Here is a 19712-nt window from a genome sequence, read left to right on the forward strand (position 1 = left end):
CGACCGCTCGGGTGCCGCCCCCGCGGGCCTCGTGTGGGGGATGCGGCGGCCGGCGTCGTCGTCCCGCGCTCGGCGCGCACCGGCTCAGCGGCCCATCTGGTCCCGCGCCGACAGATGCTCCACCGTCTCGCCGGTCTCGGTGAACGTACGCGTCACATGGCCCGAGGAGTACACCCACAGGATGCGCAGCGGGCCGTCGCCGGTGTTGCGGAACAGATGCGGGACCGGCGACGGGATGTAGGTGGTGTCGAACCGCTCCAGCTTCGTCACCTCGCCGTCCACCACCACCTCCGCCTCGCCCTCCAGGATCGTGACGTGCTCGTCGCAGTTGTGCGAGTGCAGCGGCGCCCCCGACCCGACCGGATACACGCTCATCCCGCTGGTGATCCGGTTCTCCCCGCCCGCCGACGGCGTGGTGATCAGCGGCGTCGTCACGACGGCGCCGCCACGGTCCAGCAGGGGCACGGACGCGGCCTTGATGATGGTGGTCATCCGGAGTTGCTTCCTCTCGGCACGGGGGACTTCACGGGCATCGTCCACCGACGTTAGGACCGCGCCCCGTGAATGGGTGCCCTCCGGCATGCAGGTTTACCTTGCGCTCCGGGAGGGGTGAGCTTCCCGGTACCCGGCTGTACCTTCACCTGGCGTCGCACGGCGTCCCGTTCCGTGCCCGAAACGCGCCGGAAAGAAAAGGCAGGTATCGGCCAGATGAGGCTCCCCGTTCTCAGCGATGAGGAAATGAACCCGCGGCAGCAGGAGCTGGCCGCCCGGATCGCCGGCCGCCGCGGAGCCGTGCGCGGCCCCTTCCGCGTCTGGCTGCACAGCCCGGAGATGTGCGAACGGGCCGAGTCCCTCGGCGCCTTCGCCCGCTTCGACTGCGGCCTCCCCAGGCATCTGCGCGAGCTGGCGCTGCTCATGGCCGCGCGGAACTGGGACGCGCAGTACTCCTGGAACGCCCACGTCCACCAGGCGATCGAGGCCGGCGTCCCGGAGGCCGCCGTCAAGGCCATCGCCGAGAAGCGCGAGGCCGTCTTCGAAGCCCCGGCGGACCAGGCCTTCTACCGGTTCTGCCGGGAGATCCTGGAGGACCACTTCGTCACCGACGACACCTTCGCCGCGGCCCTCGGACACTTCGGCGCCAAGGGACTCGTCGACACCATCGGCGCGCTCGGCAACTTCACCATGCTCGGCATGTGCCTGAACACCTTCCAGGTGGACCTCCAGGCCGACAAGGAGCCCCCGTTCCCCGACATCCGCGGCTTCGGCCGGGTCGGCCCCGACGACGACCGGACCCGCTCGTGACGCCCCCGGGAGGCACCGCCGTGACCACCCCCGCCCGCACCGCGCGGCAGGCCGTGCTGCGCGTCAGAGGCGTCACCAAGAGCTTCGGCGGGGCCGCCGCCCTCAAAGGCGTCGACCTCGACCTGCACCCCGGTGAGATTCACGCCCTGATGGGCATGAACGGCGCCGGCAAGTCCACGCTGGTGCAGATCCTGTCCGGGGCCCACCAGCCCGACGGCGGCAGCGTCGAGGTCGGCGGCGAGATGCACACCGGGCTCACCGTCCGCAAGGCCCGCCGGCTCGGCATCTCCTGTGTGCCGCAGCGCCGCGAACTCGCCATGGGACTGACCGTCGCCGAGAACGTCCTCCTCGGCGACCTGCCCACCCGGCGCCGCACCGTCCACTGGAAGACGGTCCGCGCCGAGGCGCGCCAGGCACTCGCCGCACTCGGCATCGACATCGACGTCGAGCGGATCGCGGGCACCCTCACGGTCGCCGAGCAGACCATGGTGGAAGTGGCCCGCGAGGTGCGGCGCGGCGGCCGGGTGCTGATCCTCGACGAGCCGACCGCGTGCCTGAGCGCCAAGGACGCCGACCAGATCCGCGGCCTGGTGCGGACCCTGCGCGACGACGGCGTCGCCGTCGTCTACATCTCGCACTACATCGACGAGGTGATGTCCGTCGCCGACCGCCTCACCGTGCTGCGCGACGGAACCGTCGTCCGCAGCGCACCGGCCGCCGAACTCGACCCGGCCACGCTGGTGCGCAGCATGGTCGGCCGGGACGTCGTCTCCCGGCGCCCCGAACGCCCGGCGCCGAAGGACGAGAGCGGGCTCACCGTGCGCGGCCTGACCGACGGCCGGGCCGTCCAGGACTTCTCCGTCGAGGTGCGCAAGGGCGAGATCGTCGCCGTCCTCGGACCCGCCGGGGACGCCCAGTCCCGCCTGTTCGACCTGCTCTCCGGACGCCGCCGCCCCGACGCGGGCGAACTCGCCGTCGACGGCCGCCCGGTGCCCTTCGGCCGGGTCGGCGCCGCGCTGCGCGGCGGACTGCGCTGTGTCACCGGCGACCGCCGCACCCTCGGTCTCGTCCCCGGCCTCACCCTGGACGAGAACCTGATGCTCGCCGACGACCGCTTCGCCCGCCGGCGGCTGCACCGGCGCGGCGAACTCGCCCGCCGCGCCGCCCCCCGGCGCCGCGCCTACGGCGTGGTCGCCCTCACCGGCAACCCGCCCGTCGGCTCGCTGTCCGGCGGCAACCAGCAGAAGGTGCTGCTCGGCAAGTGGCTGGAGACCGATCCGGTCGCCTGCTTCCTGGAAGACCCCACCAACGGCGTGGACGTCGCCGCGATGGCCGACATCCACACCCTCGTCGACGACCTCGCCGCGCGCGGAGTGGCCGTCCTGCTCGCCTCCTCCTCCGCCGAGGAGGTCATGCGGCTCGCCGACCGGGTCGTCGTCGTCAGCGCCGGCCGGGTGGTCGCCGAGCACGACATCACCGCCATCACCCGCGACGAGCTCGTCGCCACCGCTCTCGGAGGACAGCCCCAGTGAGCCTCAAGACCCCGCCCGCCGCCGCCTCCGACGACCTCGCCGCCCGCCCCGACCGGGCCCCGGCGCCCCGCTGGACGCCCAAGGCGCTGCTGCACGTCCCGCACGGCGGACTGATCGTCGTGCTCGTCCTGGTGGCCGTCTTCACCGCCCTCCAGGCCGACTCCTTCACCAGCTCACAGAACCTGCTGAACGTCCTCCGGCAGATCAGCGTGACCGCCGTCGTCGCGGGCGGCCTGACCCTGCTGATGACCGCCGGCGGCATGGACTTCTCCATGGGCAGCAACGCGGCCGTCACCCTGTCGGTGGCCGCGGTGATGCTGCACGACGGGCACTCCACCGCCGTCACCGTGCTCGTCACCCTGCTGCTGGCCACCCTCATCGGCCTGGTCAACGGCCTGGTCGTCACCTTCACCAGGGTCGCCCCGTTCGTCGCCACCCTCGCCTCCGCGATGCTGCTCGACGGTGTCGCCCTGCTCGTCCTCAACGGTGAGTCCATCTCCATCGGCGACCGGATGACCGAACTCGGCAACTCCAAGGTGCTCGGCATCCCCTATCTGCTCGTGGTGGCGCTGCTGGTGCTCGCGGTGATCGGGCTGGCCATGCGCTTCACCACCTTCGGCCGGGACGCCTTCGCCATGGGCGGCAACGAACACGTCGCCCGGCTCAGCGGCATCAACGTCCCCGGACGCAAACTCGCCCTGTACGCGCTGGCCGGCGCCCTCGCGGGACTGGCCGGCCTGATGCTGCTCTCCCGGCTCGGCGCCGCCGCCCCCAACACCGCCGGTCTGCAGACCCAGTTGACCGCGGTCGCCGCGGTCGTCATCGGCGGCACCTCGCTGGCCGGCGGCTACGGCACCGTCATCGGCACCGCGCTCGGCACCGTGCTGCTCGGCGTGGTCGCCAACGCCCTCAACCTCCTCCAGGTCAACAGCTACTACCAGTTCGTGGTGACCGGCGGGGTGCTGCTGGTGGCGGCCGTCGTCAACGAGTTCCAGCGCAAGTCCTCACCTGGGCACTGACACCCGGCCCGCGCTCACCCGGCTGCCCCCACGCCGCTTCCCTTCCCCCACGCCGCTTCCCTTCCCCCACGCCCCTTCTCTTCAACGACGCAGGAAAGGCGTATCCCCATGAACCCCATCGCCCGCACCCGCCGCACCACCGCGGCCTGTCTCGTCGGCGTCGCCGCGCTGCTGCTCTCCGGTTGCGCGGAGAACGGCGGCGCGGGCTCCGACGGCGACGCGGTCACCCTCGGCTTCGTCAACGGTGCCAACACCCACTTCCACAGCTGTCTGCTGAAGTCGGTCGAGCAGACCGCGAAGGAGCGCAAGGCCACCCTCTACTCGGCCAACTCCAAGCAGGACGCCGGGACCGAGCTGTCCAACATCGAGGACATGATCGCGCGCGACGTCGACGCCCTGATCGTGCAGACGGTGAACGTGGACGCCCTGGAAGGCGACATCAACAAGGCCAAGGGCGCCGGCATACCGATCTTCCTGACCTCGGTGGCCACCGACGACATGTCCGACGTGCTCGGCGTCGCCAAGGTCGACCTGAAGCAGGTGGGCGCGCTGGACGCCGGCTGGATCGAGAAGGACGCGGCCGGCGAGGACGTCACCGTCGGCGTGGTCGCCGGTGCTCCGGGCGCCGCCTCCGACCTGCTCGTCGGCGGCTTCCAGGACGCGCTGCCGGACACCGCGAAGGTGGTCGCGAACCAGCCCGGAATGTTCAATCCCGCAAAGGCGCAGGACGTGGCGGAGAACATGATCCAGGCCCATCCGGACCTCGACTACGCCTTCGTCGCCAACGAGGAGATGGCCTTCGCGGTGCGCAAGGCCTTCGACGCCGCCGGGGCGGAGGACGTCAAGATCGTCACCGTCAACGGCACCGAGGACGGGGTCGCCGCGATCGAGGACGGACGGATCTCCGCGACCGTGGCGAACTCGGCCCTGACGATCGGCAGGACGGCCGTCGAGAACACGATCGCGCTGCTCGAGGACGACAAGACCGTTGACAAGATTGCGAACATTCCTCTTGTCTTGGTCACGAAGGACAACGTGAGCGAGGCGCCGCAGTACTGCCCGAAGTAGGGCCCCCACCGGGAACCGGCGCTCACCCACCCGTGTCCGAGCCGCACCCGCATCACACCGCCGCCATGCCCTCGTCGGGCCGTTCCCGGGCGGCCCGCCGGAGGAAACATGGATCGCCTGCTGCTCATGCACAGCTTCGTCACCGTCGCCCACGTCGGCAGCTTCAGCGGAGCCGCCAAGAAGCTGGGCTCGTCCGGCTCCCTGGTCTCCCGCCACGTCGCCGAACTGGAGCGACAGGTGGGCGTCCGCCTCGTCAACCGCACCGCCCGCTCGGTGAGCCTCACCGAGCCGGGCCAGCGCTACGCCGAGTTCGCCGCGCGCATCCTCGACGAGATCGACGCCGAGGACGCCACCCTCTCCCAGCTGCACGACCGCGCCGAGGGCACGCTCAGCATCATCTGCCCCAAATGGATAGGAAGCCTCGACCTCGGCGACGCGATCGCCGCCTTTTCCGCGGCCCATCCGAAAATCCAGGTCCGATTCGAGCTGGGCGGAATGTCCGACCGTACCTACGATTTCCTGGACAGCGGATTCGACGTGGCCTTCCACACCCGCGACCTCAGGGATTCCAGCGTCCGGCTGAAGAAGATCGCCTCCCTGCCGTTCGTGCTGTGCGCGTCCGAGGACTACATCGCCCGGCGCGGCTCCGTCGGCCACCCCAACGACATCGCCGCCCACGACTGCCTGGTGCACGTCAACGACCCCGTGTGGCGGATCGGCCACGGCCACGCCAGCACCCTGCACAAGATCCGCAACATCGCCTTCTCCTCCAACTCCTACATCGCCCTCCAGAAGGCGGCCGTCCACGGACGCGGCCTCGCCCTGCTCCCGCAGCGGCCGGCCTACGACGACCTCGTCGACGGCGCGCTGAAGGTGCTGCTGCCCGAACTGGCGGTACCGGACCGGCCGCTGTACGCGATCTACGGCCCCGGACAGGACACCCCGCGCAAGGTCAGCGTCTTCCTGGACTTCCTCGCCGAATGGTTCTCGCAGAATCCCATTCCGGCGATCCGGCCGTAAGCGCAAGAAACGATTGCGCATTCCGTAGAGCTCAGACCGTTGAGTGCCGCTCGGACCGAAATCTACGCTCGCCAGGCGACCCGCGAAACGAGGAACCATGGGAATCCAGAGAATCGAATCGGTCACCTACGGCATCGACGACCTCGCCGCATGCGTCCGGTTCTTCGACGACTTCGGGCTGTTCCCGGTGGAGCGGACGGACGAGCACGCGGTCTTCGAGACGCTCACCGGCCAGACCCTCCACCTGGACACCCGCCCCGGCCCGCCGCTGCCCCCGCCGGTCGAGCAGGGCCCCACCCTGCGCGAGGTGGTCTGGGGCGTCGACACCCGCGCGGAACTGGACCGCCTGGTGGCCGGCGTCGCCCGGGACCGCCCGGTCCGGGCCGGCGCCGACGGCGTCCACCACACCGTCGACGAGACCGGCTTCGGCGTCGGACTGACCCTGGCCCGCCCCAAGGCGGTCTCCGTCACCCCCCGGCCCGCCAACGCCCTCGGCAGCATCCGCCGCTGGAACACCGCCCTGGAGGCGATCACCCGCGTCCGCCCGCTGCGGATGTGCCACGTGGCACTGAACATCCCCAAGGACGGCCGCGAGGAGGCCGTCGGCTTCTACACCGACCGCCTCGGCTTCCGCCCGACCGACGTCGTCGAACCGATGGGCGTCTTCATGCAGGCCCCCGGCGACGACGACCAGCACACCATGCTGCTGTGCCACCGACCCGACAAGGCCGGCGTCAACCACATCGCCTACGAGGTCCCCGGCTTCGACGACGTGGTCGAGGGCGGCAACCACATGATCGAGCGCGGCTGGCGCGAGGCCCGCCGCCTCGGCCGCCACACCATCGGCTCCAACGTCTTCCGCTTCCTGCACGCCCCGTGCGGCGGCCGGGTGGAGTACGCCGCCGACATGGACCGCGTCGACGACACCTACGAGACCCGCGTCCACGCCACCACCCCGCCCCACCACATCTGGGCGCTGCGCACCAACCGCGACCAGGAAGCACCCGCATCCTGAACCCCTGAGAGGGCACCCACCCATGACCACCGACCACGGCTACCCCGCCGTCCGCATGCACATCGCGGGCGAATGGTGCCAGGGCGGCAGCGGACTCACCGCCCCGATCGTCAACCCCGCCACCGAGGAGGAGATCGGCCGGGTACCGCTCGCCACCGCCGCCGACCTCGACCGCGCCCTCGACGCCGCCGCACAGGGCTTCAAAACCTGGCGGGACACCCCCGTGGCCCGGCGCACCGCCGTGCTGCACCGGGCCGCCGACCTGCTCACCGATCGCGCCGCCGGCATCGGCCGGATCATGACCCTGGAGCAGGGCAAGCCGCTCGCCGAGTCCGCCGGAGAGGCCCGCCGGGTCGCCGACACCCTGCGCTGGCACGCCGACGACGCCCGGCGCGCCTACGGCCGGATCATCCCGTCCGCCCCCGGCACCCTGCTGTCCGTGCGCCGCGAACCGATCGGCCCCGTCGCCGCGTTCGTGCCCTGGAACTTCCCGGCCGGCGGCCCCATGCGGAAGATCTCCTCCGCGCTCGCGGCCGGCTGCTCGATCGTCATCAAAGCCTCCGAGGAGACCCCCGCCACCGCCGCCGAGCTGGTCCGCTGCTTCGTCGACGCGGGCCTGCCCGCCGGAGCGCTGAACCTGGTCTTCGGCGAGCCCGCCGAGGTCTCCGCGCACCTCATCGCCTCCCCGGTCACCCGGCTGATCGCGTTCACCGGCTCGGTCCCCGTCGGCAAGCTGCTCGCCGCCGAGGCCGGCAAGGTGATGAAGCCGTCCCTGATGGAGCTGGGCGGCCACGCCCCGGTGATCGTGTGCGCCGACGCCGACCCGGTACGGGCGGCGCGCAGGGCCGCGCAGGCCAAGTTCGCCAACGCCGGACAGGTCTGCACCTCGCCGAGCCGCTTCCTGGTCCACGAGAGCCTGGTGGAGGAGTTCACCGCGGCCTTCGTCGAGGCCGCCGAGGCGGTCGTGGTCGGCGACGGCCTGGCCGAGGGCACCACCATGGGCCCGCTCGCCAACGAGCGGCGCCTCGCCGCCATGGAGCGCCTGGTCGCCGACGCCGTCGAGCGCGGCGCCAAGGTCCTCACCGGCGGCGAACGGCCGGACCGCCCCGGGTGGTTCTACGCGCCGACCGTCCTGACCGACGTACCGGCGGACGCGGAGCTGCTGCACGAGGAGCCGTTCGGGCCGCTCGCGCCGATCGTGCCGTTCACCGGGCTCGACGAAGCGCTCGCGATCGCGAACGCGCTGCCCTACGGACTGGCCGCCTACGGCTTCACCGAGTCCGCCGCCACCGCCGAACGCCTCGCCGGCGAGCTGGAGGCCGGCATCCTGTCGATCAACCACTGCGGCGGCTCCGTCCACGAGGCGCCCTCCGGCGGCGTCAAGGACAGCGGCTACGGCCGGGAGGGCGGACCCGAGGCCCTGGACGCCTACCTCGTCACCAAGCGGGTCTCCCACCTGCTGGCGGGCTGATGAGGTACGCACGTCTGTCGGTCGGCGGCCGGGCGGTGTGGGGCCGGGTGGGGGAGGAGGACGTCGAGCTGCTGTCCGGCTCCCCGATCGAGGACCCGCGGCACCCGCCGCACTCCGCCGCCGCCCCGAGCGTCATCGGCACGGTGCCGCGCGCCACCGCCGTCTGGCTGCCGCCGGTCGTGCCCCCCGTCTTCTACGCCGTCGGCATGAACTACCGGCGGCACATCGAACACGCCGGAGTCCCCGTCCCCGAGCGGCCCGAGGCCGGCTACCGCGCCAACAACGCGCTCACCGGACACCTCGCGCCCATCGTCAGACCGCGCGAGGTCGAGGGCCGCTTCGAGGCGGAGCCCGAACTGGTCGCCGTCATCGGCCGCACCCTGCGGCACGCCACCCACGACGAGGCCCGCGAGGCGGTCTTCGGCTGGACGATCGGCAACGACATCAGCGCCCGCGCCTGGCAGCACCAGGACCGCACCTTCTGGCGCAGCAAGAACAGCGACACCTTCAAGCCGATGGGCCCGTGGATCGAGACGGACGTCGACGCCCTCGCCCAGACCACCACGCTCCGTGTGAACGGCGAGGTCCAGGCCGCCTTCCCCACCGGCGACATGGTCTTCGACCCCTTCGACTTCCTCGTCGAGCTGACCCGGCACGTCACCGTGCACCCCGGCGACGTGCTGTGGATGGGGGCCGAAGCCACCTGCCAGCTGGAGCCGGGGGACACCGTCGACGTCGAGATCAGCGGCGTCGGCACGCTCTCCAACCCCGTACACCTCGAAGGGAACCACCCATGAGCAGGGAACCCCGCTACATCCACCACGTCAACTTCCCCACCACCGACCCCGACCGCACCGCCGAGTGGTACGCCAAGGTCTTCGGCATGAAGCGGATCATGCCCAAGTCCAACACCCGCGTGGTGCTGATGACCCGCGGCACCTTCGATCTGCACTTCACGCCGGTCGAGGAGATGGAGCGCATGGCGCCCTATCACTTCGCCGTCGAGGTCGACGACTGGGACGACTTCCTGGAGCACCTCAAGGAGCTCGGCATCCGTCACACCCGGCCGATCCAGCGCCCGGAGAACCAGTCCAAGTTCTGCTACATCCACGACCCCGACCACACCATGATCGAGCTGGTCCACCACGCCAAGCGCCCCAACTGAGCGCACACCACCAGCGGTTCCGGGAGTACACCCCATGCCCTTCGCCGACTCCGACGGCACCTCCATCTACTACGAGCGTCACGGCAGCGGCCCGGCCATCCTCTTCGTGCACGGCAGCGGCGGCCACCACGCCGCCTGGTGGCAGCAGGTCGCCGCGCTGCGCGAGGAGTTCACCGTCGTCACGGTGGACCTGCGCGGCTTCGGCAAGTCCGACTCCTCCATGCCGGAGTTCGACGGCCAGGACTTCCCCGGCGACGTCGTCGCCGTCCTGGACGCCGAGGAGCTGACCGACGCCATGCTGGTCGGCCAGTCCATCGGCTCCGTCGCCGCGCTGCGCGCCGCTCTGCTGCGCCCCGAGCGGGTCTCCTCCGTCGTGCTCGGCCACTCCCTCGGCGGCATCAGCCACCCCGAGCTGAAGGAGCTGGCCGCCGCCGACCGCGCCGAGGCCGTCAAGCTGCCCGTCATCGACCGGCTGCTCACCGAGCCGTTCCAGCGCGACCGTGCCGACCTCACCTTCCTGTTCCAGCAGATGGGCACCTTCAACGTGGCCCGGATGCAGGACCTGCGCAACCTCGACACCGACGGCCCCTCCCTCCAGGAGATCGGGGCCTCGGGTGTGCGGGTGGCGTTCCTGGCCGGCGAGAAGGACGCGGTGCTGAGCGTGAAGACGGTCACCCGCGCCCACGAACTGCTGCCCGGCTCGCACCTGGAGATCGTCCCGGGCGCCCCGCACTCCATGTACTGGGAGACGCCCACGGCGTACAACGAGGCCGTCGCCCGGCTGCGTCGCACCCTCACCGCACAGTAAGGAAGCCGTATGAGCAACATCAGCCTCGACGCCGCCGAGGAGATCATCGCCGCCGCCCACCAGCGGGCCCGGGCGGTCGGCAAGGCGGTGAGCGTCGCCGTGGTCGACGTCGGCGGCTTCGTCGTCGCCGTCCGCCGCCCGGACGGCGCCCGCCCCCTCACCCCGGACATCGCCCGCGCCAAGGCGTACACCGCCGCGGTGATGCAGCGGCCCGGGAAGATGCTGAAGAAGTGGCAGGAGAGCCAGCCGGTCTTCTTCTCCCAGCTCTCCCAGCTCCCCGGCGCCGCCCTGCCGATCATGGCCACCGAGGGCAGCGTCACCATCAAGAAGGACGGCCAGATCATCGGCGGCCTCGGCATCGCCGGCGGCACCGCCGAGGAGGACCAGCAGATCGCCGACGAGGTGCTGGAATCGCTCGGCTACGAACTGGAGTTCGCCGCCTGGGGCGTCGCGGGCGAGCCCGCCGGAAAGGACTGACGATCATGGCGGACACGTTCAACTACCGCATCGACCACCACGGCAGCCTGGTCCGCCCCGCCGGCCTCGCGCCCGTCGACCCGGAGGCCCTGGCGGACGCGGTCCGGGAGGTGGTCGCGTACCAGCGCAGACTGCGCACCACCGTCGTCACCGACGGCGACTTCCCGCGCGAGGACTTCCGCGGCGCCGTCCTCGACGCCGTCTCCGGCTTCCGCCGCACGGACGAGACCAGCGGCGGCCTGACCCGCTGGGTAGCCGAGTCGCTGCCCACGGCGAAGGGCCCGCTGCTGGCCGACTGGGCGGCCCGGCTCGCCGAGCAGACGGTGATCGCGCCGAAGGCCTCCCTGCCCTCCCCGGCCTACCTGGCCGCCACCACCTTCGTACCGGGGCTCGGCCCGGCCTCCGCCCGCGAACTCGGCGAGGCCCTGGCCGAGATCGTGCACGCCGAGATCGAGCTGCTGGTCGGCAAGGGCGTCCGGCTGATCCAGCTGAACAACCCGCTGCTGCTCGACTGGCCCGCCGACAGCGCGCTCTCCTTCGACGACGCGCTGGCCGTGGAGGCGTCGGCGGTCCGCCTGGACGAGCGCCCCGAAGGGGTCCGCCTCGGCGTCTGCCCCGGCTGGGCGGCACCGGCCGCCGTCGACCGGGCGCGCGTCGAGCGGCTGTACGCCGGCATCCCGGCCGACCGCTGGGTGCTGCCCTACGACCAGGGCACCGACGCCGAACTCGACCTGGTCCGGGCGCTGCCGGAGGAGCGCGACCTGTGCCTGGGCGTGGTCGACGCGACGGTGCCCGCGCTGGAGGACATCGGCACCGTGATGGCCCGGATCGACGCCGCCGCCGAGCTGAAGGACATCGAGGACATGGCCGTGGCACCGTCGCGCGGCTTCGCCGACGTGGCCGGGCGGCCGCTGCTGAGCGCCGAGGACCAGCGCCGCAAGCTGGTGCTGGTGGAGACGATCGCCCGGTACTGCTGGGGCAACGAGTTCTGACACACGGATGCCGGGCGGCTCGCGCGAGCCGCCCGGCACCGTCGCCCGCGGCGTCAGAGCACGTCGGCGAAGGTCACCGTGCGGTCGGTGAGCAGCGGCCGCACCGTGCGCACGATCAGCTCGTCGAAGTGGTCCGCGGCCGCGTGGGCGTCGAACCCGGCCCGGTCGGCGTACCGCTCGTACAGCACGAAGCCGCCCGGCCGGTCCGACTCGGCGTGCACCTCGTACGCCAGGTTGCCCGGTTCGGCGCGGGTGTGCTCGCGCATCCTCAGCAGCGCGGCACGCACCGTGTCCGCGTCGGCGGGCGCGCAGCGGTAGTGGGCGACGACGGCGAAAGCCATGTGAGTCCTTCGGTCCGATGGTGGTCGTGGGCTCGCCGATTCCAGCACGAATCCCCAGCTGAGCGACGCGCGCGGCGCGAAACCAATGTCTGCCGGCCCGGCTCTGGTCGCCCGGCCCCCCGGTCGTGTGTTGTCGGTCCGGCACCGCCACCGACGAGAGAGATGAGCTCGATGCGTACCCTCGAAACCCTCCTCGGCGGGGAGTGGGTGACGACCGGCGACTGGATCGACGTCCACGACCCGGCGGACGTCCGCACCCCCCTCGCCCGCGTCCCGGCCCTCGCCGCCAAGGACGTCACCCGCGCCTACGACCACGCCGAGCGCGGCTTCGCCCGCTGGAGGCGCACCAGCCCCTTCGAGCGCGCCCGGATCATGACCGACGCGGCCCGGCTGATCCGCGAGCGCGCCGAGGAGATCGCCGCCGACGTCACCGCCGAGAACGGCAAGACGCTGGCCGAGGCACGCGGCGAGACCCTGAAGGCCGCCGACTTCCTCGACTACTACGCGGGCCTGGCCCGCCAGGGCTACGGCACCCTGCTGCACGACGCACGCCCGGACCACCGCACCCACACCCAGCGCGAACCGATCGGCGTGATCCTGGTGATCAGCCCGTGGAACGACCCGCTGATCACCCCGGCCCGCAAGCTCGCCCCGCTGCTCGCCACCGGCAACGCGGCCGTGTTCAAGCCCGCCGGCGAGACCCCGCTGTCCGGACTGCACCTGGCCCGCGCCCTGCACGAGGCGGGCCTGCCGCCCGGAGTGCTCAACGTCGTCACCGGCCGCACCGCCGAGATCGAGGAGGCGCTGCTGGACGACCCGCGGATCGCCGGCATCACCTTCACCGGCTCCAACGCGGTCGGCAACCGCATCCGCCGCCGCCTCGCCGAGCGCAACGTGCGCTTCCAGGGCGAACTCGGCGGCAAGAACGCCTCCGTGGTGCTGCGCGACGCCGAACTGCCGGCCGCGGCCCGCGCGGTCGTCGCCGCCTCCTTCGGCCAGGCCGGACAGCGCTGCACCGCCACCAGCCGGGTCATCGTCGAACGGCCCGTCTACGAGGAGTTCCTGCCGCTGCTGATCGCCGAGGTCGAGGCGCTGACCGTCGGCCCCGGCAGCGACCCCGCCACCACCCTCTGCCCGCTCTCCAGCCCCAGGCAGCGCGACGGCGTCCTCGCCGATCTGTGGCGCGCGGTCGAGCAGGGGGCCACCGTCCTGACCGGCGGCGAGGCCGACACCGGCGCCGAGCGCGCCCACGGCTGCTACGTCAGGCCCACCGTGCTCGCCGACGTCACCCCCGGCATGGCGATCTGGCGCGAGGAGGTCTTCGGACCGGTCCTCGCCGTCCGCGCGGTCGACGACTTCACCGCGGCCGTCGAGGCGGTCAACGACTCCGACTACGGCCTCGCCGCCGCGGTCTTCACCCGCGACCTCGCCAGCGCGCACCGGTTCGCCGACGAGGCCGAGTGCGGCCAGGTCGCCGTCAACACCACCACCACCGGCTGGGACGTGCATCTGCCCTTCGGCGGGTTCCACGACTCGGGCACCGCCTACAAGGAGCAGGGCGAGGAGGTCCTGCGCTTCTCCACCCGCGTCAAGACCGTCGCCGTCCACTTCTGAACGTGAGGAGAAGAGATGGCTGACGAGACGATCGGCATCGTCGGCGCCGGCATCGTGGGCCTGGCGACGGCCCGTGAGATCGCCCTGCGCCGCCCCGGCACCCGGGTCGTCGTGCTGGAGAAGGAATCCCGCGTCGCCGCCCACCAGACCGGCCACAACTCGGGCGTCGTGCACGCCGGCCTCTACTACGCGCCGGGCAGCCTCAAGGCCGACCTGTGCGTCCGGGGCGTCGCCCTGCTGCGCGCGTACTGCGAGGACCGCGGGCTGCCGTACCGGGAGACCGGCAAGCTGGTGGTCGCCGTCCGCGAGGACGAACTCGGCCGGATGAACGCCCTGTACGAGCGGGCCCGGGACAACCACGTGCCCGACCTCAGGCGGATCTCGAAGGAGGAGATCGCCGAGATCGAACCGCACGCCGGCGGGATCGCCGCCCTGCACTCGCCGCGCACCGCGATCACCGACTACCCGGCGATCGCCCGGGAGTTCGCCGAGGACATCACCGGCTCCGGCGGCGAGGTGCGCCTCGGCTTCCCCGTCACCGGCCTCACCCGGGTGCCCGGCGGCGTCGAGGTGGCCTCCGGCGCGGAACGGGTCCGGGTGGACCGGCTGGTCCTCTGCGCCGGCCTGCACTCCGACACCGTGGCCCGGCTCGCCCGGGACCGGCCGGAACCGCGGATCGTCCCGTTCCGCGGCGAGTACATGCTGCTCAGGCCGGACCGGACCCATCTGGTGCGGGGCCTGCTCTATCCGGTGCCCGACCCCCGCTACCCGTTCCTCGGCGTGCACTTCACCCCACGCGTCGACGGCACCGTGGAGGTGGGCCCCAACGCGGTCCTCGCCCTCGCCAGGGAGGGCTACCGGCGCGGCCGTGTCTCACCCCGCGACCTGCTCGGCCTCGCCGCCTACCCCGGCGCCTGGCGGATGGCCGCACAGCACTGGCGCACCGGCGTCAAGGAGTACCGCGGCTCGTTCTCGGTCAAGGCCTTCATGAAGGACGCCCGGCTCTACGTCCCCGGCGTCGGCCCCGACGACGTGCTGCGCGGCGGCGCGGGCGTCCGCGCCCAGGCCCTGGACCGCGACGGCACCCTCGTCGACGACTTCCGCATCCATCGCGCGGACCGGATCACCGCCGTGCGCAACGCCCCCTCGCCGGCCGCGACCGCCTGCCTGGCGATCGCCGAGCACATCGTCGACGCCGTCTTCGGCGACTCCTGAGCGGCTCCCGGAACGCCCTGTCCAGAGGGCACTTCCGCGCAACAACAGCTTGCATCCCTGGCCCTTAGCAAGGGCCCACCGCACGCCTAGCGTTCCTTCCGCGGCACGCCGGAACCCCGTGCACCAGCCCTTCGCAGCACCGAGAGAAAGAGCAGACACATGTTCGTCGTCGACACCCAGATCCACCTCTGGAAGGAAGAGACCCCGGACCGCCCCTGGGTCCCCGGCGCGCGGGAGCGCATCCGCCTCAACGGCCACCGCGAGGAGCCCTTCTCCTACGAGGAGGCCCTGGAGCTGATGGACGAGGCCGGCGTCAACCGGGCGCTGATCCTGCCGCCGTCCTGGGAGGGCAACCGCATCGACTACTCCCTGGAGGCCTGCGAGGCCCACCCGGACCGCTTCGGGATCATGGCCCGCATCCCGCAGGACGACCCGGTCGAGGGCACCGCGATGCTCAAGGACTTCGCCCAGAACCCGCACATCAAGGGCACCCGCCTCACCTTCCACCGCCCGCAGGACCGCAACTGGATGATCGACGGCACCAACGACTGGTACTGGCCGGTCGCCGAGGAGCTGGGCGTCCCCACCATGGTCCACGCGCCCATCTGGAAGCGCGAGCTGGGCCAGATCGCCGCCAAGCACCCCGGCCTGAAGATCATCATCGACCACATGGGCATCATGGCCCGCTGCGTCGACGACGCCATCGGCTACTGGGTCCAGGAGACCGCCGACCTCGCCGTGCACCCCAACATCTACGTCAAGGTCTCCGCGCTCCCCGGCTACTCCACGCACCCCTTCCCGAACAAGAACATCGAGAAGTACGTGCGCGAGATGGTCGACAGGATGGGCCCGCAGCGCTGCTTCTACGGCACCGACATCACCCGGCTGCTCGGCCACGGCATCACCTACACCGACACCATCGAACAGTTCACCAAGCACTGGGACTTCACTCCCGAGGAGCTGGAGTGGATCATGGGCCGTGGCATCAGCGAGGTCCTGGACTGGCCGATCGAGGGCTGAGGAAGAACCGAGATGACGGACACTCAGAACACCTCGGGCGCCGACGGCGGTGACGCTCTCGTATCCGCCTTCAACGCCGTCGGCGCCGACTACCTCTTCTGCTCGTCGGGGTCCGAATGGGCCCCGGTGTGGGAGTCCCTGGCCCGCCACCACCGCGACGGACTGCCCTGCCCGCGGTACCTGGACCTGACGCACGAGACCGTGGCCGTCGGCATGGCCACCGGCTACGGCCTCGTCACCCGCCGCCCGCAGGGCGTCCTGCTGCACGCCGCCCCCGGTCTGCTCCAGGGCTCCATGGCCGTCCACGGCGCCCTGCTGGCCGGCGTCCCCATGGTGGTCACCTCCTCGGAGTCGGCCACCTACGGCGACGGCCCCGGCAAGGACCCGGGCGGCCAGTGGTACCGCAACCTGTCCATCGTGGGCGGCCCGCACGGCATCGCGGCCCCCGTCACCAAGTGGTCCAACGAGGCCGCGAGCGTCCACACCCTGCCGACCATGGTCACGCGCGCCGCGGAGCTGTCCCGGCGCGCCCCCGCCGGACCGGCCTACCTCAACATCCCGCTGGAGATCCTGCTCGAGGACTGGGGCGGCCGCGAGGCCAAGCCCGTCGTGCCGCCAGGCTCCACGCACAGCTCGCCCGAGGAGGCCGACCAGGTCGCCCGGCTGATCCGCGAGGCCGCCAACCCGGTGATCGTCACCGAGACGGCCGGCCGCGAGCCGGGCGGCTTCGAGGCCCTCACCGCCTTCGCCGAGGCCTGGGGCATCCCGGTCGTCGAGCCCGACTCCGCGGTGTGCGGCAACTTCCCGCGCACCCACCCGCTGCACGCCGGCAGCGACATCGGCCCGTGGATGGACGAGGCGGACCTCATCCTCCTCGTCAACTGCCGGGCACCCTTCTACCCGCCGAGCCGCCGCCCCTCCAGGGCGACCGTCGTCGTCATCGACGAGGTCCCGCAGCGCCCGCACATCGTCTACCAGGTCCTGTTCGCCGACGTGTACCTGGAGGGCAACGTCGCCAACACCCTGCGCCAGCTCACCAAGCGGGCCGAGGACCTCGACCCGACGGCGGCCGCCGCCCGGCGCGCGGCCCAGCGGGAGCGGCACGCGGGCGAACAGCGGGCGATCGAGGCCGCCGAGACCCGGGCCGCCGAGACCCGGGCGGCCGGCGTCGACCCCGTCCTCGTCGCCGCCACCCTGCGCCGCCTCCTCGCCGGCCGGGACGGCATCGTCGTCGACGAGACCATCACCCACAGCCGCGTCGTCAAACGGCACCTCCGCACCGACACCCCCGACTCCTACTTCTACGTCCAGGGCGGCCTCGGCCAGGGCATCGCGGTCGCCCTCGGCGTCAAACTCGCCGCCCGCGAACGCCCGGTGGTCCTCACCATCGGCGACGGCGCCTTCACCTACAACCCGGTCATCCCCTCGTACGACGCCGCCGAGGCCTACGGTCTGCCGCTGCTGATCGTGGTGTTCAACAACCGCGTCTACAAGTCGATGAACCTCAACCACCGCCGCTTCTACCCGGACGGCGCCGCCGCCGAGACCGGCGAATGGCTCGGCACCGACCTGCACCGGCTGCCCCGGCTCGCCGCCTTCGCCGAGCCGTTCGGGATGCACACCGAGACCGTCGACACGCCCGACGCCCTGACGCCCGCCCTGGAGCGCGCGCTCAAGGCCGTCGCCGAGGGCACCACCGCCGTCGTCGACGTGCTCGTCACCCGCTGAACCAGGAGACACCCGCCACCATGACCGACACACCGACTCCCGAGCCGGGCAGGGTCCTCGTCCCCGCCGAGGAGCTGCGCGCCTTCAGCGCGGCCCTGCTGGAGAAGGGCGGCCTGAGCGCCGCACACGCCCGCACCACCGCCGACGTGTTCGTCTGGGCGGCGCTGCGCGGCGTCGACTCGCACGGCATCGCCCGCGTCCCCGCCTACCTCGACCTGCTGGCCAAGGGCGTCGCCAACGCCCGGCCGACCCTCGCCATCGAGTCCAGCGCCCCGGCCGCCGCCGTCCTCGACGCCGACCGCGCACCCGGCCCGGTCGCCCTCACCGCCGCCGCCGACGAGGCGGTCCGCCGGGCCCGCACCACCGGCATCGCCGCCGTCGGCGTACGGCACACCGTGCACACCGGCGCGATCGGCTACTACGTCTCCCGGATCGCCGCACAGGGACTGGTCGGCCTCGGGTTCGTGGCCGGCATGCCCAACATGGGCTACACCGGCGTCAAGGGCGCCGCCGTCGCCACCAGCCCGCTCGCCGTCGCCGTCCCCACACCCGAGTCGTCGAGCCACGCCCCGCTGCTGCTCGACATGGCCACCGCCACCATCGCCCTCGGCAGGATCCGGCAGGCCAGGGCGAGCGGCACCTCGCTGCCCGAGGGCGCCGCGGCCACCGAGGACGGCACTCCCACCACCGACCCGCGGCAGGCGGTGATGCCGCTCCCGCTCGGCGGCGCCAAGGGATCCGGCATGTCACTCGCTTTCGAACTGCTCACCAGCGTGCTGGTCGGCGCGCCGATCTTCGCCGCGTTCCACTCCGGCGACCCGGCCGGCCGCAAGCACCGCCAGAACGCCCTGCTGATCGCCCTCGACCCGGCTGCCTTCGGCGGCACCGAGGCGTTCACCGCGGCGGTCGACTCGACCCTGACCACCCTCAAGGGCCTGCCCGCGGCGGAGGGCGCGGGCGGAGTGCACTACCCCGGCGAACGCAGCGCCGCGGTGGCCGCCGGCCGGTCCGCGCAGGGCATCCCCGTGGCCCCGAAGCTGTGGCGGGACCTGGCCGAACGCGCCGGGCAGCTGGGGGTCGAGCTTCCGGACGCCGCCTAGCGCGATCGCGGCCCGCCCGGAGGAGGGGGAGGGGGAGGGGGCGTCCGGTGCGGCGGACGCCCCCGGTCGATGGGGTAGAGTTGACCTGCATGATCACGCGGTGAACCGCGTGTCGTCCGCCGGGACGTGGCGCAGCTTGGTAGCGCACTTGACTGGGGGTCAAGGGGTCGCAGGTTCAAATCCTGTCGTCCCGACTTGCGGAAAGCACCTGTCGAGGGGCCGCTTCGGAGAGATCCGAAGCGGCCCCTCGGCCGTGTCATGGCGTCGGTCACATCGCCTTCCGGTGCCTCGCACCGCTCTGGTAGGGATGGCAGGAGCCCGACGTCCCCCCGCGAAAGCGCCCCCCATGCCAGTCAGCCCCGATCCCGGCCATGTGCCCTTCACGCTCGACCTGACCCTGGAGGAGGCCCGGCGGCGCGCCGAGGTGCTGGCGGCGCTCGGCCCCGACTGGGATCCCGTGGCCGCGCTCCGCTCCGAGGAGGCCGCCTGGGACCTGCTCTACTCCGGACTCGACGCGGAGCAGGAACGGACGTACGCCATGCTCGTGGCGGCCGGCGTGCTGCCGGACCGGGGACGGGACACCCACGATGCGCCTGCCGATTGATCCCCAGGCGGACCGGGCGCGCCGCGCCTGGGTCCCCTGCCCCGGCTGCGACGACGCCCGCTCCTGCGCGACCTGCGCCGAGGGGCGCAACTGCCCGGCGCACTGGCGCTACCTCATCTCCAGCCAGGGCGCCCGCGTCCACCTCCAGTGCCCGGGCTGCACCCACACCTGGACCCTGGACACCCGCCCCGGCCGGCGCGGTCCGGACGACTGACCGAGGC

The 19712-nt window shown here is 72.3% G+C and carries 21 protein-coding genes and 1 tRNA gene; 20 read left to right on the forward strand and 2 right to left on the reverse strand.

Features of this window, described 5'->3' with window-relative positions; translation table 11 throughout:
• Positions 1-84: 84 nt before the first annotated feature.
• Positions 85-492 (reverse strand): cupin domain-containing protein, encoded by a 408-nt coding sequence (locus ABT232_RS17465; RefSeq protein WP_351840790.1) that lies wholly within the window; start codon positions 490-492, stop codon positions 85-87.
• Positions 493-738: 246 nt separating this feature from the next.
• Between ABT232_RS17465 and ABT232_RS17470 the strand changes: the two genes are divergently transcribed.
• The 12 genes from ABT232_RS17470 to ABT232_RS17525 all read left to right on the forward strand — a co-directional run bounded on the left by ABT232_RS17470 (position 739) and on the right by ABT232_RS17525 (position 11869).
• Positions 739-1302 (forward strand): carboxymuconolactone decarboxylase family protein, encoded by a 564-nt coding sequence (locus tag ABT232_RS17470; protein ID WP_351840791.1) that lies wholly within the window; start codon positions 739-741, stop codon positions 1300-1302.
• Between the two features lie 20 nt (positions 1303-1322).
• The gene (locus ABT232_RS17475) at positions 1323-2834 is read left to right on the forward strand and encodes a sugar ABC transporter ATP-binding protein (RefSeq protein ID WP_351840792.1); all 1512 of its coding nucleotides are present in this window, start codon (positions 1323-1325) and stop codon (positions 2832-2834) included.
• The gene (locus tag ABT232_RS17480) at positions 2831-3853 is read left to right on the forward strand and encodes an ABC transporter permease (RefSeq protein ID WP_351840793.1); all 1023 of its coding nucleotides are present in this window, start codon (positions 2831-2833) and stop codon (positions 3851-3853) included. Before ABT232_RS17475 ends, ABT232_RS17480 begins: the two co-directional genes overlap by 4 nt.
• Before the next feature lie 108 nt (positions 3854-3961).
• Positions 3962-4921 (forward strand): sugar ABC transporter substrate-binding protein, encoded by a 960-nt coding sequence (locus ABT232_RS17485; RefSeq protein ID WP_351840794.1) that lies wholly within the window; start codon positions 3962-3964, stop codon positions 4919-4921.
• Between the two features lie 108 nt (positions 4922-5029).
• Positions 5030-5941 (forward strand): LysR family transcriptional regulator, encoded by a 912-nt coding sequence (locus tag ABT232_RS17490; protein WP_351840795.1) that lies wholly within the window; start codon positions 5030-5032, stop codon positions 5939-5941.
• 97 nt (positions 5942-6038) lie between these two features.
• The gene (locus ABT232_RS17495) at positions 6039-6956 is read left to right on the forward strand and encodes a VOC family protein (RefSeq protein ID WP_351840796.1); all 918 of its coding nucleotides are present in this window, start codon (positions 6039-6041) and stop codon (positions 6954-6956) included.
• A 22-nt stretch (positions 6957-6978) separates the two neighbouring features.
• Entirely contained in the window at positions 6979-8427 is a 1449-nt protein-coding gene (locus ABT232_RS17500) for an NAD-dependent succinate-semialdehyde dehydrogenase (protein WP_351840797.1), read from the forward strand.
• Positions 8427-9224, forward strand: coding sequence for a fumarylacetoacetate hydrolase family protein (locus tag ABT232_RS17505; protein WP_351840798.1), 798 nt, complete (start codon positions 8427-8429; stop codon positions 9222-9224). Before ABT232_RS17500 ends, ABT232_RS17505 begins: the two co-directional genes overlap by 1 nt.
• Positions 9221-9592 carry a VOC family protein gene (locus tag ABT232_RS17510; RefSeq protein WP_351840799.1) on the forward strand — a complete coding sequence of 124 codons (372 nt, stop codon included), beginning with the start codon at positions 9221-9223 and terminating at the stop codon, positions 9590-9592. Before ABT232_RS17505 ends, ABT232_RS17510 begins: the two co-directional genes overlap by 4 nt.
• Positions 9593-9626: 34 nt before the next feature.
• Positions 9627-10400, forward strand: coding sequence for an alpha/beta fold hydrolase (locus ABT232_RS17515; RefSeq protein ID WP_351840800.1), 774 nt, complete (start codon positions 9627-9629; stop codon positions 10398-10400).
• Between the two features lie 9 nt (positions 10401-10409).
• Entirely contained in the window at positions 10410-10877 is a 468-nt protein-coding gene (locus ABT232_RS17520; protein ID WP_351840801.1) for a GlcG/HbpS family heme-binding protein, read from the forward strand.
• Positions 10878-10882: 5 nt separating this feature from the next.
• Entirely contained in the window at positions 10883-11869 is a 987-nt protein-coding gene (locus ABT232_RS17525; protein WP_351840802.1) for a methionine synthase II (cobalamin-independent)-like protein, read from the forward strand.
• Positions 11870-11922: 53 nt separating this feature from the next.
• On the opposite strand, the gene ABT232_RS17530 is transcribed toward ABT232_RS17525, so the two are convergent.
• Positions 11923-12210, reverse strand: coding sequence for a putative quinol monooxygenase (locus tag ABT232_RS17530; RefSeq protein WP_351840803.1), 288 nt, complete (start codon positions 12208-12210; stop codon positions 11923-11925).
• A 171-nt stretch (positions 12211-12381) separates the two neighbouring features.
• Here ABT232_RS17530 and ABT232_RS17535 point away from each other — a divergent pair, with 171 nt between their 5' ends.
• The 8 genes from ABT232_RS17535 (at position 12382) to ABT232_RS17570 (ending at position 19705) form a co-directional block, all read left to right on the forward strand.
• Positions 12382-13824, forward strand: a complete 1443-nt coding sequence (locus ABT232_RS17535; protein WP_351840804.1) for an aldehyde dehydrogenase family protein — start codon at positions 12382-12384, stop codon at positions 13822-13824.
• A gap of 15 nt (positions 13825-13839) precedes the next feature.
• On the forward strand, positions 13840-15039 hold the full coding sequence (gene lhgD / locus ABT232_RS17540; RefSeq protein ID WP_351840805.1) for an L-2-hydroxyglutarate dehydrogenase: 1200 nt from the start codon (positions 13840-13842) through the stop codon (positions 15037-15039).
• Positions 15040-15198: 159 nt separating this feature from the next.
• Positions 15199-16059: an amidohydrolase family protein gene (locus ABT232_RS17545; protein ID WP_351840806.1), complete on the forward strand. Its 861-nt coding sequence runs from the start codon at positions 15199-15201 to the stop codon at positions 16057-16059.
• 12 nt (positions 16060-16071) lie between these two features.
• Positions 16072-17787 (forward strand): thiamine pyrophosphate-dependent enzyme, encoded by a 1716-nt coding sequence (locus ABT232_RS17550; RefSeq protein WP_351840807.1) that lies wholly within the window; start codon positions 16072-16074, stop codon positions 17785-17787.
• Between the two features lie 20 nt (positions 17788-17807).
• On the forward strand, positions 17808-18887 hold the full coding sequence (locus ABT232_RS17555; RefSeq protein WP_351840808.1) for an Ldh family oxidoreductase: 1080 nt from the start codon (positions 17808-17810) through the stop codon (positions 18885-18887).
• A gap of 120 nt (positions 18888-19007) precedes the next feature.
• Positions 19008-19081, forward strand: a tRNA-Pro gene (locus ABT232_RS17560).
• Positions 19082-19233: 152 nt separating this feature from the next.
• Positions 19234-19491, forward strand: a complete 258-nt coding sequence (locus ABT232_RS17565; protein WP_351840809.1) for a DUF6400 family protein — start codon at positions 19234-19236, stop codon at positions 19489-19491.
• The gene (locus ABT232_RS17570) at positions 19475-19705 is read left to right on the forward strand and encodes a hypothetical protein (protein WP_351840810.1); all 231 of its coding nucleotides are present in this window, start codon (positions 19475-19477) and stop codon (positions 19703-19705) included. Before ABT232_RS17565 ends, ABT232_RS17570 begins: the two co-directional genes overlap by 17 nt.
• The last annotated feature ends 7 nt before the right edge of the window (positions 19706-19712 follow it).

The sequence above is a fragment of the Streptomyces sp. NPDC001532 genome (assembly GCF_040298625.1).
Classification (GTDB): domain Bacteria; phylum Actinomycetota; class Actinomycetes; order Streptomycetales; family Streptomycetaceae; genus Streptomyces.